General features: G+C 62.0%; 15 protein-coding genes. 6 read left to right on the top strand and 9 right to left on the bottom strand.

Annotated features, from left to right (window positions below):
• Positions 1-7: 7 nt before the first annotated feature.
• The 7 genes from kduD to uxaC all read right to left on the bottom strand — a co-directional run bounded on the left by kduD (position 8) and on the right by uxaC (position 6,980).
• A complete protein-coding gene (kduD, locus tag AC5J09_RS07560; RefSeq protein WP_494297302.1) occupies positions 8-772 on the bottom strand; it encodes a 2-dehydro-3-deoxy-D-gluconate 5-dehydrogenase KduD in 765 nt (254 codons plus the stop codon).
• Entirely contained in the window at positions 769-1,617 is an 849-nt protein-coding gene (gene kduI / locus AC5J09_RS07555) for a 5-dehydro-4-deoxy-D-glucuronate isomerase (protein WP_275599144.1), read from the bottom strand. The genes kduD and kduI overlap by 4 nt, the downstream gene beginning before the upstream one ends.
• Before the next feature lie 133 nt (positions 1,618-1,750).
• Positions 1,751-2,500: a FadR/GntR family transcriptional regulator gene (locus AC5J09_RS07550; RefSeq protein WP_018098823.1), complete on the bottom strand. Its 750-nt coding sequence runs from the start codon at positions 2,498-2,500 to the stop codon at positions 1,751-1,753.
• An 8-nt stretch (positions 2,501-2,508) separates the two neighbouring features.
• A complete protein-coding gene (locus AC5J09_RS07545; RefSeq protein ID WP_100670247.1) occupies positions 2,509-3,792 on the bottom strand; it encodes a TRAP transporter large permease in 1,284 nt (427 codons plus the stop codon).
• A gap of 4 nt (positions 3,793-3,796) precedes the next feature.
• On the bottom strand, positions 3,797-4,357 hold the full coding sequence (locus AC5J09_RS07540) for a TRAP transporter small permease (protein ID WP_100670248.1): 561 nt from the start codon (positions 4,355-4,357) through the stop codon (positions 3,797-3,799).
• Positions 4,358-4,561: 204 nt separating this feature from the next.
• Entirely contained in the window at positions 4,562-5,539 is a 978-nt protein-coding gene (locus AC5J09_RS07535) for a TRAP transporter substrate-binding protein (RefSeq protein WP_100670249.1), read from the bottom strand.
• Between the two features lie 31 nt (positions 5,540-5,570).
• Positions 5,571-6,980, bottom strand: a complete 1,410-nt coding sequence (gene uxaC / locus AC5J09_RS07530) for a glucuronate isomerase (protein WP_494297300.1) — start codon at positions 6,978-6,980, stop codon at positions 5,571-5,573.
• A 153-nt stretch (positions 6,981-7,133) separates the two neighbouring features.
• Between uxaC and AC5J09_RS07525 the strand changes: the two genes are divergently transcribed.
• The 6 genes from AC5J09_RS07525 to AC5J09_RS07500 all read left to right on the top strand — a co-directional run bounded on the left by AC5J09_RS07525 (position 7,134) and on the right by AC5J09_RS07500 (position 12,598).
• Positions 7,134-8,153, top strand: a complete 1,020-nt coding sequence (locus AC5J09_RS07525) for a Gfo/Idh/MocA family protein (protein ID WP_494297299.1) — start codon at positions 7,134-7,136, stop codon at positions 8,151-8,153.
• Between the two features lie 94 nt (positions 8,154-8,247).
• Entirely contained in the window at positions 8,248-9,240 is a 993-nt protein-coding gene (locus AC5J09_RS07520; RefSeq protein ID WP_494297298.1) for a YihY/virulence factor BrkB family protein, read from the top strand.
• 98 nt (positions 9,241-9,338) lie between these two features.
• Positions 9,339-9,857, top strand: a complete 519-nt coding sequence (locus AC5J09_RS07515; protein WP_100670253.1) for a DUF2231 domain-containing protein — start codon at positions 9,339-9,341, stop codon at positions 9,855-9,857.
• A 262-nt stretch (positions 9,858-10,119) separates the two neighbouring features.
• Positions 10,120-10,620, top strand: coding sequence for a hypothetical protein (locus AC5J09_RS07510; RefSeq protein ID WP_100670254.1), 501 nt, complete (start codon positions 10,120-10,122; stop codon positions 10,618-10,620).
• Between the two features lie 10 nt (positions 10,621-10,630).
• Entirely contained in the window at positions 10,631-11,071 is a 441-nt protein-coding gene (locus tag AC5J09_RS07505) for a DUF421 domain-containing protein (RefSeq protein ID WP_494297295.1), read from the top strand.
• A 540-nt stretch (positions 11,072-11,611) separates the two neighbouring features.
• Entirely contained in the window at positions 11,612-12,598 is a 987-nt protein-coding gene (locus tag AC5J09_RS07500; RefSeq protein WP_198516631.1) for a YihY/virulence factor BrkB family protein, read from the top strand.
• An 8-nt stretch (positions 12,599-12,606) separates the two neighbouring features.
• Here the strand turns inward: AC5J09_RS07500 and AC5J09_RS07495 are convergent, their stop codons facing one another.
• Together AC5J09_RS07495 and AC5J09_RS07490 are read right to left on the bottom strand one after the other, a co-directional pair.
• On the bottom strand, positions 12,607-14,160 hold the full coding sequence (locus AC5J09_RS07495; RefSeq protein ID WP_494297294.1) for a PQQ-dependent sugar dehydrogenase: 1,554 nt from the start codon (positions 14,158-14,160) through the stop codon (positions 12,607-12,609).
• On the bottom strand, positions 14,153-14,602 hold the full coding sequence (locus AC5J09_RS07490) for a DUF2231 domain-containing protein (protein ID WP_100670259.1): 450 nt from the start codon (positions 14,600-14,602) through the stop codon (positions 14,153-14,155). Before AC5J09_RS07490 ends, AC5J09_RS07495 begins: the two co-directional genes overlap by 8 nt.
• Positions 14,603-14,851: the final 249 nt, after the last annotated feature.

Raw genomic sequence — 14,851 nt, 5'->3', positions numbered from 1 at the left:
TTCTCTCCTATCTGGCGAGCCAGCCGCCGTCGACCGGAACGACGGCGCCATGCATGTAGTCGGAGGCCGGTGCAAGCAGGAAGACCGCCGCATCGCCTATATCGTCCGGCGTGCCCCAACGCCCGGCAGGGATACGTTCCAGAATGGAGGCGCTGCGCTTTTCGTCGGCGCGCAGAGCTTCCGTGTTGTTGGTGACGACGTAGCCGGGGGCCACGGCATTCACATTGATGCCCTTGGCAGCCCATTCGCATGCCAGCAATCGGGTGATGCCGAGGGCTCCGTGTTTGGACGCGGTATAGGAAGCGACGCGGATGCCGCCCTGAAATGACAGCAGCGAAGCGATGTTGACGATCTTGCCGCGGCTTTCCTCGGCAATGACCCGGCGGCCGAAGGCCTGACTGAGGAAGAACAGCGAACGCAGATTGACGTCGATGACATCATCCCAGTCGGCCTCGGTGAAATCCACCGCGTCGGCGCGACGGATTATCCCCGCATTGTTGACCAGGCCCTGCAGAGCGCCATGCTCGTTCCACAACCCGTCGATGAGGGAGCGGGTGGCTTCGCGATCGCCAAGATCGGCATGGGCTGCAATGAAAGTTCCGCCGGCGTCGGTGACCTTCTTTTCGGTCTCGTCCATAGCGGAGCGGCCCACGCCGATAACCGTGCCGCCCGCCCTCGCTATCGACACCGCGATACCCTGTCCGATCCCGGTATTGGCACCGGTGACGACGACACGGCGGCCGGCCAGGCTGAAGCGCGACGGTACGCTCATCGCAGCGTCTCCATCGCCACCATCTCCACATCGGTATAGTCGACATTGTCGCCGGCCATGGCCCAGATGAAGGCGTAGTTTGCGGTTCCGCAGCCCGAATGGATCGACCAGGGCGGAGAAAGCACGGCCTCCTCCCTGGCCATCACAATGTGCCGGGTTTCGCTAGGCTCGCCCATGAGGTGCAGGACGCGGGCGCTGTCATCGAGGTCGAAATAGAGATACGCCTCCATTCGCCGGTCGTGCACGTGACACGGCATGGTGTTCCAGACCGACCCCGGGGCAAGCTGCGTCATGCCGACGACCAACTGGCAGGTCTTGACGCCTTCGGGGTGGATGAACTGGAAGATCGAACGCTCGTTCGAGGTGGCCGCACTGCCGAGGTCGAGCCGTTTGGCATCGCCGATGCGGATATGGCGCCTTGGCAGCGCCTGGTGAGCGGGCGCACTGAGCAGGTAGAATTTGGCGGGCGCGGCCGGGTCCTCGGACGAGAAGGTGACCTCCTCTCCCATGCCGGCATAGGCCATGTCGCGCGGCTCGAGACGGAAGCTTTCGCCATTCATCTCGATACGGCCGGGGCCGCCGATATTGACGGCGATGAGCTCGCGCCGCTCGAGAAAGCGCGCCGTACCCGTCGGACGGATGGTTTCGAGAGCCAAGGGCTTGTCGACCGGCACGGCACCGCCCACGATCATCCGGTCGTAATGGCTATAGGTGAGCGAGATCCGCCCCTGCCGAAACAGATCGCCAATGTGAAAATTCGCGCGCAAGGCATCGGTGTCCATGCGGGCTGCTGTTGCCGGGTCGACGGCGAAACGAATGGTGTAGTCGATATGGCTTGCGGTCATCGGCTCACGGTCCTCGGATTGGGGCACTTCCAGGAAAAACGTGTAACGGTTTGCGTCCAGGAGTGCGTCGTTTCAAAGTGTTGAAGCGTTCCGCTGCTTCGATAGGCAGCGAAAACGCTCTTGAGATGGGCAATCAGACGCCGCGCTTGGCGGCGCCCCAGGCGGCCTGCTGTCCGCTCAACCGGACACGGTAGCGTTCCTGGCTCGCGGTCAGATGGGCGCGCATGGCGGCACGGGCAGCTTCCGGATCGCTTTCGGAAATCGCCTTCAGGATCGCCAGATGCTCGCGCTGGAGGCTTTCCTGATATGCACGAGACAGCACGCTTTCCGTCCCCCAGGGGGAGGCGACGTCGCAAGGGATGGCCCGCAGACCCAACGCATCGAGAACCTCCACGTAATAGGGATTGTTGGTCGCGGCCGCGATCGCCCGGTGGAAGGCAAAGTCGCTCTTTCCGGTTGCCTCGCCGCGCTCGAGCAGGCGATCGAATTCGAAGAAGGCCTCCTGGATCTGGGCCTCCTGGGCGCCATTGCGCCGAAGCGCTGCCAGACCCGCGCTCTCGATCTCGAGCCCCATCCGCACCTCGATGACGTTGAGCGCATGGGAGATCTTGTTGCCGACGTCGAGGCTGATCGAGCCGAAGGCAAGCGTCGGGTGGTCCATGACGAAAACCCCGGCACCCTGCCGCGGCTCCACGAGGCCGTCCGCGGCAAGGGTTGCGATCGCTTCGCGCACCACCGTGCGGCTGACGCCGAAGAACTCGCTCATCCGGCTCTCCGTCGGCAGCTTCTGCCCGGGCTGTATTTCGCCCTTCAGAACCTGCTCCCTTATTGCGTTCGCGACGCGTTCGGAAAGCTTCGGTTTGCGTTCGGTCAGAAGGTCCATGCGGTTTGTCACCCTTTGAAGACGGCCGGCAGCCATAGCGAAAGGGCCGGAACATAGGTGACGAGCCCGAGCACGATCAACCCCGCCAGGTAGAACGGCCATATGCTGCGCATCGCCTGCCAGACGGAAATTTTCCCGACTGCACAGGCGACGAACTGCACGGCGCCCACCGGCGGCGTATTGAGGCCGATGCCGAAGTTCAGGATCATGATGACGCCGAAATGAACCGGGTCGACGCCGTAGGCCATGGCGACGGGCAGGAAGATCGGGGTGCAGATGATGATGGTCGGGCCCATGTCCATGAAGGTCCCGAGGAACAGCATCAGGACGTTGAGCAACAGGAGTATGATGATCGGATTTTCCGAAATCGTGTTCATCCAGTCGATCAGCGCTGCGGGCACTCTGAGGAAGGCCATCAGCCAGGAGAAGGCGGCCGCCATGCCGATGATGAGCAGGACCATGGCCGTCGTGCGCACGGCCGCGAAGGTTGCCTGGACGAAATCCTGCCAGGTCATCTGCCGGTAGACGAAGACGGTCACCGCGAGTGCATAGAGGACGGCGATGCAGGAACTCTCGGTCGCGGTGAACACGCCCGAACGTACGCCCCCGAAGATGATGCCGATGAGCAGGAGGCCGGGCGTCGAAACCAGCAGATAGCGCCCGACCCGGGCGAACCCGGGAAAGACCTCCGTCGGATAGCCGCGCCGGCGTGCAACGAAATAGGCGGTAGTCATCAGTGCGGCAGCGTAAAGGAGGCCGGGAAGGATGCCGGCGGTGAAGAGATCGGCGATCGAGATCTTTCCGCCTGCCGAGATCGAGTAGATGATCATGTTGTGCGAAGGCGGCAGCATCAGCGCGATCAGGGCCGCCATGGAGGTGACATTGACGGCGTAGTCCGCGCCGTAACCGCGCTGCTTCATCTGCGGGATCATCAGCCCGCCCACAGCTGCGGCTTCCGCCACGGCCGATCCTGAAATGCCGCCGAACAGCGTTGCGGTGACGATGTTGACCTGACCGAGCCCGCCCCGGATGTGCCCGACCAGCGAGGCCGCGAAGGCGACGATCTTCTGGGCGATTCCGCCACGCACCATCAGATCGCCGGCATAGATGAAGAATGGAATGGCAAGCAGCGAAAACACGCTCATGCCGGAATTGAGCCGCTGAAAGATCACCAGCGGCGGCAGCCCCAGATAGAGAACCGTCGCGAAGGACGCGACGCCGAGGCAGAAGGCGATCGGCGTGCCGATCAGCATCAGCAGCGTGAACACGCCGAAGAGGATCATCATGTCCATCGGGTCAGGCCTTTATTTCAGCAGGGTCGAGTTCGGCGGCAACCTCCGCCGGCGGCATTTCGTCGAGAAGATCGTCGATCGGCTCCCCGGCAAGGCGCAGGACGATGCGCTCCAGCGCGAACAGGCAAATGAGGACGCCGCCCGCGACGAGGGGCACATAGCTCCAGCCGCCGGAAATCTGCAGCGACGGCAGGATGGTGTTCCAGGTGAGAGCCACGAGCTGCCCCCCATACCAAATCATGCCGATCCCGAAGGCGAGCGCGACGAGATCGGAGATCATGCGCAGCCAGATCTTGCCGCCTTTCGGCACGAGATAGAGCAGCACGTCGAAGCCGAGATGATAGTTTTCGCGCACCCCGACGGCGGCACCCAAGAAGATGAACCAGCTCATCAGCATGACGGCGCCGGGTTCGGTCCAGCTCGGCGAGTCGTTCAACACGTAGCGGCAGAACACCTGCCAGGCGACGATGAGCGTCATCGCGACGAGGCCCACACCCGCCATCCAAAGCGAGAGGGTGCCCAGCCACGAGAGGCCCCGGCCCAATTTTGCCAATCCGTTGGACAAGGTTTCATTCCTATTGAAAGGGACGGGCAGGCTTCTGCCGCGGCCTTTGCGCTCGATTACGATGATCCTGGGTCGGGTCGAACTAAAATCATGAACGTCATCGATTTCAATTGATTAGAGCGGGATGTGGGCGGAGAACCGCACAGGCTTTTCCTTATCCCGCTCCAACGCGCATGGGCACAGCAGGCCTGCCCGTCCGACTCGTCACTGCACCGCGCGAACGTCCTCGACCATCTTCTTGAGGACCTCATCGGTGACGTGCTTTTCGTAAACCGGCTTCATCGCGTCGATGAACCCCTGCTTGTCGGGTGTGGTGATCTTCGCGCCGGCCGCTTCGACCTTCGCACGCGACTCCTTCACCTTGGCAGCCCAGAGCTCGCGCTGCTTGGCAACGCTATCCTTCGCTGCCTGCTTGAAGATCTCCTGGTCTTCCGGCGTGAGCTTGTCGAAGACCGCCTTGTTCATGACGAATACCTCCGGAAGGATGGTGTGTTCGTCGAGCGAGAAGTTCTTGGCCACTTCGAAATGCTTGGCGGTGTCGTAGCTTGGAAAATTGTTTTCCGCGCCGTCGATGACGCCCGTTTCGATGCCCGAATAGACTTCGCCGTAGGGCATCGGCGTAGCGTTCGCCCCGAGTGCCGCCACCATGTCGACGAAGATGTCCGACTGGATGACGCGGAACTTCAGGCCCTTCATGTCTTCAACCGAATTGATCGGCTTCTGCTTGTTGTAGAAGGAACGCGCGCCGGCGTCATAGAAGGCAAGCACCACCACTCCGGCGCCTTCGAAGGCCTTCTTGATCTGATCGCCGATCGCGCCGTCCATCACCTTGTGCATGTGCTCTTCCGAACGGAAGAGATAGGGCAACGCCGGAACGATCGATTCCTTCACCGTTCCGTTGAAGGGCGCCATCGATACGCGGTTCAGTTCGATGACACCGGAGCGCACCTGCTCGATCGTGTCCTTTTCCTCTCCGAGCTGCGCGGAGTGATAGACCTCGACGGAGTAGCGGCCGGCTGTGCGCTCCTTGACCAGCTCGCCGAAATATTTGACCCCCTCGACCGTCGGATAGCCGTCCGGATGCGTATCCGATGAGCGCAGCACCGTCTGAGCATTGGCTGCATTGCCTATGAAAGAAGCGGCGACCAACAGACCGGCCGCCAGTTTGACCAGGATTTTCATGCTTTTCCTCCCGTTTGCATGATGTGAATTCTCAGAGCCGGTACGCCCCCTTGGCGAGACCATAGGCAAGGTCCCGCGCAAGCTCGTACGCCTCATCCTCCCGCAGGCGATGTTCCGCGACCAGACGCGCGAGAAATGCGCAGTCGACCCGGCGCGCAATGTCGTGGCGCGCGGGGATGGACGGAAACGCCCTTGTATCGTCGTTGAACCCGACGGTGTTGTAGAAGCCCGCCGTCTCGGTGGTCATCTCACGGAAGCGGCGCATGCCCTCCGCACTGTCGTGGAACCACCATGCGGGTCCGAGCTTCAGCGCGGGATAGACGCCGGCAAGCGGCGCCAGCTCGCGCGCATAGCTCGTCTCGTCCAGCGTAAAGAGAATGACGGTCAGATCGCGCTCGAGCCCGACTGCGTCGAGCAACGGCTTGAGTGCGGTCACATAGTCGGTGCGTGCCGGAATGTCGAAGCCCTTGTCGCGGCCGAACTTTGCCAGGATCGCGGGCGAGTGGTTGCGGAACGAGCCCGGATGAATCTGCATTACGAGCCCATCGTCCAGGCTCATCTTCGCCATCTCGGTCAGCATCTGCGCCCGGAACAAGCGCCGCTCGTCGGCATCCGCCTTGCCCAGCCGCACCCTGTCGAACAGTGCCGCGGCCTCCGCTTGCGAAAGGTTGGCCGTGTCTGCCGTCGCATGGCCGTGATCCGTCGAGGTCGCGCCGAAGTTCTTGAAATAGGCGCGGCGGGAGCGATGGGCGTCCAGATAGCCCGACCACTTTGCGGTATCGGCGCCGGTTATGTCGCCGAGCTTGTCGAGATTGGTCGAGAAACCCTGGAAATCCGGATCGACCACCGCGTCGGGACGGTAGGCGGGGACGACCCGTCCTTTCCAGCCGCTTTCCAGTATCTTGCCGTGCCAGCCCAGATCGTCCAGGGCACTGTCGGTCGTGGAGATCACCTCGATATTGAACCGCTCGTAGAGCGCGCGCGGGCGATAATCCGGGCGCCTCAGACAGTCGGCGACATGGTCGTAAAGCCGGTCCGAACTGGCGGCGGAGGGCAGTTCGTCGATGCCGAAAAGCTCGGAGAGCGTATAGTCGAACCAAAGCCGCGTCGGCGTGCCGCGAAAGAGATGGTAGTTTTCGCAGAAACGCCGCCAGATCGCGCGGCCATCCGTCTCGACCTGCGAACCGTCGAGCGCCGGAACGCCGAGCTCCTCCAGCCTGATCCCCTGGCTGAACAGCATGCGGAACACATAATGGTCCGGCACGATGAGAAGCTGGGCGGGGTCGGGAAAAGGTTCGTCCAGCGCATACCAGCGCGGCTCCGTATGCCCGTGCGGGCTGACGATCGGCAGACCGCTTACTTCGGCATATAGCCTCCGCGCCAGCGCACGGGTGCGCTCTTCGGCCGGAAACAACAGATCTGGATCGATCAGTCCCCTCATCACTCTCCCGCTCCTCAGGTGCTCTATGGCTACGGCTTGTAAAATATATTGTCAACATACAAACTTCATGAAGTTGTATGATGACTTTCTTGCCGCGCATCGCTGCAGGATGTAGATAGAGGTCCGGAGGAACTGTGCTGAGGGGGTGACGGAATGAAAAAGACGCGCATCGGCGTGATCGGACTCGGCATGGCGGCTGGCCCGCATGCCAAAAGCCTGTTGGACCTTGAGGAGAGAGTTGACGTCGCTGCCGCGTACAGTCCCACGGCCGCCAGGCGGGAGGCCTTTTCCGAGGCCTATGGTTTACCGACTTGCGACTCCGCCGAGACGATCTTCCATGATCCGTCGATCACGGCCGTCATGATATTGACGCCGCCGAGCACGCATCTCGATCTGGTGCGGCAGGCGGCCGAAGCGGGCAAGCATGTGCTTCTCGAAAAACCGCTGGAGATCACCCCGGAGCGATCGGAAGCCCTGGTGACGGTGGCCGAGCGCGCCGGAATAAAACTCGGCATCGTGCTTCAGCACCGCTTTCGCAGGGTCAGCCAGGAACTTGCAAGGCTCATCGATGAAGGCCGCCTCGGCCAAATCGTCAGTGCTTCGGCCCGGCTGCACAACTGGCGGCCGCAGAGCTATTACGATCAACCGGGCCGGGGTACGCGGGCTCGCGACGGCGGCGGCGTGCTTCTCACCCAGGCCATACACACCCTCGACCTTCTCGTTTCGCTCGCTGGCCTGCCGGAAGAGGTCAAGGCCTATGCGGCGACGAGCGGAATCCACCGCATGGAAACCGAAGACCTGGCGATGGCGGCGATCCGCTTCGCGGGCGGCGCGATAGGCACCGTGAGCGCGACCACCTGCGCCTATCCCGGCTATCCGGACGAGATAGATATAATCGGGACACGCGGCATGGCGCGCCTGGGCGGGCGGCTGCTTGCCGTTTCCTTCCACGACGGAACGGAATTCTCGATCGAGGACGAGGCTGCGGGTGGTGCCGGCGCCGATCCAATGGCATTCCCGCATCACCATCACCGTGCGGTCCTTGCCGACTTTCTCGATGCCGTCGAGGGGAATGGCGAACCGCGCGTCAACGGGCGCGAGGCGCTGAAGGTCCACCGGCTCATTAATGCGCTTCTCGGCGCTTCGGAAAGCGGGCAGGCGCACCGCCTCTGAGCCGTCGCGTCCCGGAACAAGCTATTTTCCGCGGCGTTGGATAGGCATGCGGCGAGGCGAAAGCCGGGTTCCGTCACCGGGCGGGCGTTGATTCATGGGTGCGAACGAAATCGAACTTGCCGAAAAGCTGGAGGCCGCGGAGCCGGGCAGGGGGCGTGCAGCCGACACGCCCGCGGATATCCCCGCCAAGGGGATGCGGGACGTCTTCTGGCGGGTGCTTTCCGAAATTGGCGAAGAGCGGGTCATGCTGATAGCCGCGGGGGTAAGCTTCTACCTTCTGCTGTCGCTCTTTCCCGCGATGGGTGCCCTCGTCTCGATCTACGGGCTCGTCGCGGACCCGTCGGAAATCGGCACCCATGTCGGTATCCTGCAGGTGATTCTGCCGGCGGACTCCTACGGGCTGATCATGAACCAGTTGGAGACCCTGACGACGCAGAAGCCCTCCACTCTCGGCATCAGTTTCTTCGTGAGCCTGTCAATCTCACTGTGGTTGGCAGCCAACGGCATTGCCGCCCTCTTCGACGCGATGAACGTCGCCTATGGAGAAAGGGAAAAGAGAGGCTTTCTGTCGAGAACCCTCCTGTGCATCGCGTTCACCTTCGCGGCGCTCCTCTTCGCGGTGGCGCTGATCGCGGCGATCGGCGTCGTGCCGGCCGTATTGGCCTATGTGTGGGTCGATCGTTGGGTCGAGCTCGTGACCCGAGCGGCGAGATGGCCGGTGGTACTCCTCCTCGTTACCTTCGGCACCATCCTCATCTATCGTTTCGGGCCGAGCCGCGAGCGGGCGAAGTTGCGGTGGCTGAACTGGGGCGCGGTGTTCAGTACCTTGTTTTGGCTGGCCGCCTCATGGCTCTTTTCCTACTATCTGGAACATTTCGCCAACTACAACGCGACATACGGCGCTCTCGGCGCGCTTGCCGGTCTCATGACATGGGTGTGGATCTCGGTGATGATTCTCCTCATCGGCGCACTCATCAACGCCGAACTTGAACACCAGACGGCGGTAGATTCGACGACGGGCAAGCCGCTCCCGTTGGGCGAGCGCGGCGCTCATGTGGCCGATACGATCGGCAAGGCGGCTGATTGATCAGCCGCGGCATGCGCCGGTTCGCATCGCCAAGGAACAATCGCCGCTTCTTACGCATTTCAGGATCACCGGGACTTGCGGTGCTGGAGGACTATGCCATGGCAGATCGTGACCTCTTGGGTCTGGCGGCCAGCGCGAAAATCGGCGGGCATCCGATCCATCCGATGCTCGTTCCCTTTCCAATCGCGCTTCTTGTCGCAACGTTCATATGTGACATCGTGTATCTCGCGAACGGAAATTCATTCTGGGCAGACGTATCTATGTGGTCGCTCGGTGCAGCCATCGTGATGGCAGCCCTGGCCGCTCTCGCCGGACTGACGGATTTCCTCGGAAACGCCCTTATTCGGGCGATCGACGACGCCTGGAAGCACATGATCGGAAACGTTGTCGTCGTACTCCTCGCGGTCGCCAGTTTTTGGCTGCGCTACGCGAACGGTTCCGTCGAGGCCGTCTGGCCCTGGGGCCTTCTACTATCTCTCGCCACCGTCCTGCTGCTTCTCTACACCGGCTGGAAAGGCGGGGAGCTCGTCTATCATCATCGGGTCGGCATGGACCCCGAGGCGGAGGACGGCGCTGCCACGCCATCCATTACCAGGCACGGGACGAAGCACATCTAAAGGCCCTCTCGTCCCCGGCGGCAACCAGCCGATTTCCGGTTGCCGCCCGTCTCCTTCTATTCGATGCGGTCGTAGGAGACCTGGATTCCAGGCCGCCCGTTTCGACGAACCGGCGCGGCGCGGGCTGCTGCCTTCTGCGTGGACACTGCTTGAGTTCTGCGGCGGACGTCGACGCAAGGAAGCGGGCCGTCATACAGGGTGGTTCACGGAACATTTCCGCCCGTTCAGCCATTCTACAAAGCTCAAGGGCGAGGTCTAAGCTTTGGATCAACCACCAGTTCGACCGGACGGATTGCAGATCGAAGAGCATCGCACGTTCCAGGAGTTTTTCTGGAAAGTAGAGCGCGTCGCATGGATCGTTTTTGGACTGACGCTGCTTGCCGCCGTCCTGGGCGTTACCGGCTCAAGGGGCTGGCTACAGAGGCAGACCGTGACATTCGCCGGTGGCGCCGTCGATATGCCCCGTTTCAGCCGTTGGGAGGCTTCCGAGACGCTGAACGCTTCATTGGCCGGCGGCGAGAACGAACGTCGCCTGACCTTGTCGCCCGAATTCTTCAAAAGCTTTCAGGTGGAGGATATGGATCCGCCACCGCTCTCCGCTGAAGCAGGCGATGAAGGGCTGGTATACCGCTTCCGGTCCGCTTCGCGGCAGCCCCTCGTGCTGACTCTGCACCTCCGTGCCCAAACTCCGGGTGTCGTTTCCTACCGGGCAAGTATCGATGACGAGCCGGTAAAGGAGGTGCGGACGATCGTCTGGCCCTAGGAGATACGTCATGGACTCCGTCGTTCGCGGTATTACGATCTATTTTATACTCCTCGCCGCGCTCCGGCTTTCCGGCCGGCGCACGGTTGCACAGATGACCACCTTCGACTTCGTGCTGCTCCTCATCATCGCCGAGACGACTCAGCAGGCGCTGCTCGGCGACGACTTCTCCATCGTCAACGCAACATTGCTCATCCTGACGCTTTTCGGCGTCGATATCGTTCTCTCCTACGTCAAGCAATGGTCGCCGAAGATCGCTCTGTTTCTCGACGGCACGCCGACGGTGCTTATCGCCGACGGGAAGGTCGACGAACGCGCCGTGAGAAGAGCCCGGATCGACATCGAGGACATACTTGTCGCGGCCCGAGAGCAGCAGGGTCTGGCTCGCCTCGACCAGATCAAATTCGCTGTTCTCGAGGCGGACGGGGGAATAAGCATCATTCCGAGATGACAACGCGGTGCCAAGCTGGAAATCCCGGTTCGTCCGCCAATGTAGGTGCCACTTATTTCGATCTCATCGTGCAACGATACTCCCCCTTGACACATGCGATCTTGGGCGAGGAGCACTCGGCCACTCCGTCGATCAACGAACATAGAGAGCATTGATCATTGAACTCGAGGCAGTCGGGATTGGTATCTACAAAATTCTTCATCGCCAGGCTTTGACTTCGAACTTTTCCCTTTTCGTGCTGCACATTCCCCGCGATCGCCGGAAGAAACGGAGTAGCCGCAGACAAAAATATGGCGGTCAGACGCAGCGTCGCAGGCTTCATGATTCAGTTCTTTCAAATCCGAATACGTGTCACGAGAGCATGGAGCACTTCCTATGAGAAAATAAGTCGTGCCTTGAAGTAAGGATTTCGCGCCCGAATAGGGGAGATCGCAAGGAACAAGCCATCGCCTGGCGTGTTCGAATGCCACCCGCGATCGCCCGCCATCGGCAAGCCCGATCAGCGGCACGGCGGACTTTCGAACCCGTGAGGAAGAGCAGATGAAATCCGGTGATGCAAAGAGGGGAACTGACGAAAAGGCTCAAGAGGGGGGCAGGGGACGCGCGGCCGACAGCCCGGGCGAAATTCCAGCCAGGGGTCTGCGTGACGTCTTCTGGCGGGTGGTTTCACAGATCAGCGAGGACCGGATTTCGCTCGTTGCCGCCGGCGTCACCTTTTATGTGCTCCTCTCCATATTTCCAGCGCTCGGCTCGCTCGTCTCCATCTACGGTCTCGTTTCCGATCCGGCCGCGATCGCCGAGCAGGCTACATTGCTCGCCACCGTGCTCCCGGCGCAGTCGCTTCAAATGATGACCGATCAATTGGAAACCCTGACGTCCCAGGAAACGTCCAGCCTGAGCCTCGGCTTCATAGGCGGGTTGCTCTTCGCTCTCTGGAGTGCGCGCAACGGCGTAGGCGCCCTTTTCGAAGCGATGAATATCGCCTATGACGAGACGGAAAAGCGCGGCTTCGTCCGGCTGGCACTGTTAAGCATCGGCTTCACGCTGGCCGGTTTGATCCTGACCGCCGTCCTCATCGCGGCCATTGCCATATTGCCGGCAGTGCTGGCCTTTCTCCACCTGGAACTGGAAGGTCTCCTCAGGTTCGTGCGCTGGCCCGTGATGCTGTTGCTCGTAGCGGCGGGCATCACCCTGATCTATCGCTACGGTCCTAGCCGGGAGCCGGCCAAACTCAGGTGGCTTACCTGGGGTGCGGCCCTGAGCACGATCTGCTGGCTCGTCGCGTCCCTGGCGTTCTCGTATTACATCGACAATTTTGCAAACTACAATGCCACCTACGGCGCTCTCGGCACGCTGATCGGCTTCATGCTCTGGATCTGGATATCCACCATGATCGTCATCATCGGTGCTGAACTCAATGCCGAGCTGGAACATCAGACGGCGAGGGATTCAACGACAGGGCGGCCCAAGGAGCTCGGAAAGCGCGATGCCTATGTCGCCGACACGGTCGGCGACGCCGAGGATTAGATCGGGAATTATTGCTGTGGCTCCGGTGATCCCTGTTCCGTAGCCCTCGGCAGAGTAGCCGGCGCGACATCGGTCTGCGGCGGCTCCGGAGGCGTGGCACCAGTTGCGGGAGGAGCGGCCCGTCCGGATGTCCCTCCTGTCTCACCCGCTGGCGGGCTGGCTTCACTGGTGACCGCGCTATCCCCCTGTCCGTCCGTACCGACAGGGCTCGGTGTGACCCTGCCGTCGGCTCCGGCGACGCGCCAGACGGTGTTGCCGGCGTCGTCGGCCACAAGCAGCGCCCCGGTCCCGTCGATCGCAACGCCGACCGGACGACCGCGAGCCTGATCGCCTTCGATGAAGCCGGTCACGACGTCCTGAGCCTTCCCGGCCGGCCGGCCGTTTTCGAATGGGACATAGACGACCTTGTAGCCGTTGAAGCTGCTGCGGTTCCAGCTGCCGTGCTCGCCTATGAAGGCGCCGTTGGCGAAGGGCTCCGGCAAGGCGGAGCCGTTGGAGAAGACCAGGCCCAGGGCGGCGACGTGGCTGGAAAGAGCATAGTCCGGGGGGATCGCTTTCTCGACCATGTCGGGCCGCGGCGGATGGACCCGCTCGTCCACATGGGCGCCGTAATAGCTCCATGGCCAGCCGTAGAAAGCGCCTTCCTGCACCGAGGTCATGTAGTCCGGCACCAGATTCGGCCCCAGCTCGTCACGCTCGTTGACGACCGTCCAGAGCACGCCGGTCTCAGGATGGAAGATCAACCCGTTCGGGTTGCGAAGGCCGGACGCGAAGACGCGGGCCGCACCCGTTTCCCGATCTACCTGCCAGATCGCAGCGCGGCCCTTTTCGGCCTCGAGCCCGCGCTCGGCCACGTTGGAGTTGGAACCGACGGAGGCATAGAGGTAGCGCCCGTCGGGGCTGAGGGCCAGATCCTTGGTCCAGTGATGGTTGATCGGGCCACCAGGAAGCGGTGTTAGAACCCGCGGCTCGCCGGTGATCTCCGCCTGCCCGAGCTGATAGGGATAGGCGAGGATCGCATCGGCCGCAGCCACGTAAAGCGTTCCGTCGTGCCAGGCCACTCCGAAAGGAGAATTGAGCCCCGTCAGCAGGTCGTGGCGTTCGTCCACCGTTCCGTCGCGATCGGTATCGCGGAGCAGCGTGATCAGATTGCTTTCCTTTTCGGGGCCGGCACCACCGCCGTGGGCCATGGACATGATCCAACCCCGGATCATGTCCTTCGGCCGCTCTATCGGCTTGCCCGAGGGTTCGCGCGATTGAACGACGAGAACGTCGCCGTTCGGCAGCGTATGGACGGTCCTCGGATTGGCAAGGTCCTTCGCGTAGGCGGCAATGACGAGATTGTCGGGAACGCTCGGTGTCGTGCCGTCCTGCCAGCCGACGACCTCGGCGATCTTCATGTCCGGCATGAGTTCCGATGTCGGTTCCGGCAAGACCGGATCGGGGCCGATCTGCTGCGAAACATCGAAATCCGCGCCGTCATCGCTGCAGCCTGCGAGCGCCAGGAGGAGAACGCCGGTTCCGATGAGGAATCTTGCACGGAAGAAGGCAGAGCTATTCATAACCGCTCACTCCGGATTGCCTGTAGAGGGTGGCGCGGCCAAGCAAAGCGAAGAGGATCGTCAGAAGCACCGTCGCCGCGGAGAGGATCAACCCGTAGGGTACCACAGCCGTCCAGCCATCGGCGGCATGGACGAGGTTGTTGACGAAGGCGAGACCGAGGACGAGGACGTAGCCGATTACATGGAGCCAAACCGCCCCTTGCCTACGCCGCTCCCTTCGAAACAGGAACTCCAATACACCGGCCACGCCAGCAATCACGCCGGCAATGATGCCGGCAAAGAGCAGCCAAGCGGAGAAGTTCTGCCACATGATATGTCCCGTCTGCCAGAAGGCGATATCGGTCAGAAGGGCGAGCGTAAAACAGACGACCGGAAACGGCACGAGCAACGAATGGACCGGGGTGGTGACGGTCGCGGCAGTCGATGCGGAATTTAAATTCATCGGCGCCTCCTGTTCGGTCGACCGTTGAAACCTCGGGCCCGCCCATTTGTTCCGGGAGCGCTCGCGGCGGGCGGTTCGACCGTCTACGCAACCACAGGAGGTGCGGATTGGAACCATGAAGCACCCCAAACAGTTTCGCCTTGCGACACAGTAATTCGATGCCGTGTTTCGACCGGCGGCCTGCGCCGGCGACCTTTCTGAAACCTGACCGGCGGGGTCTTGGTCAGCCGCTCGGAGGACTAGGGGGCG

The organism is Sinorhizobium sp., assembly GCF_059070375.1.
This window is presented reverse-complemented; position numbering and strand designations above follow the sequence as displayed.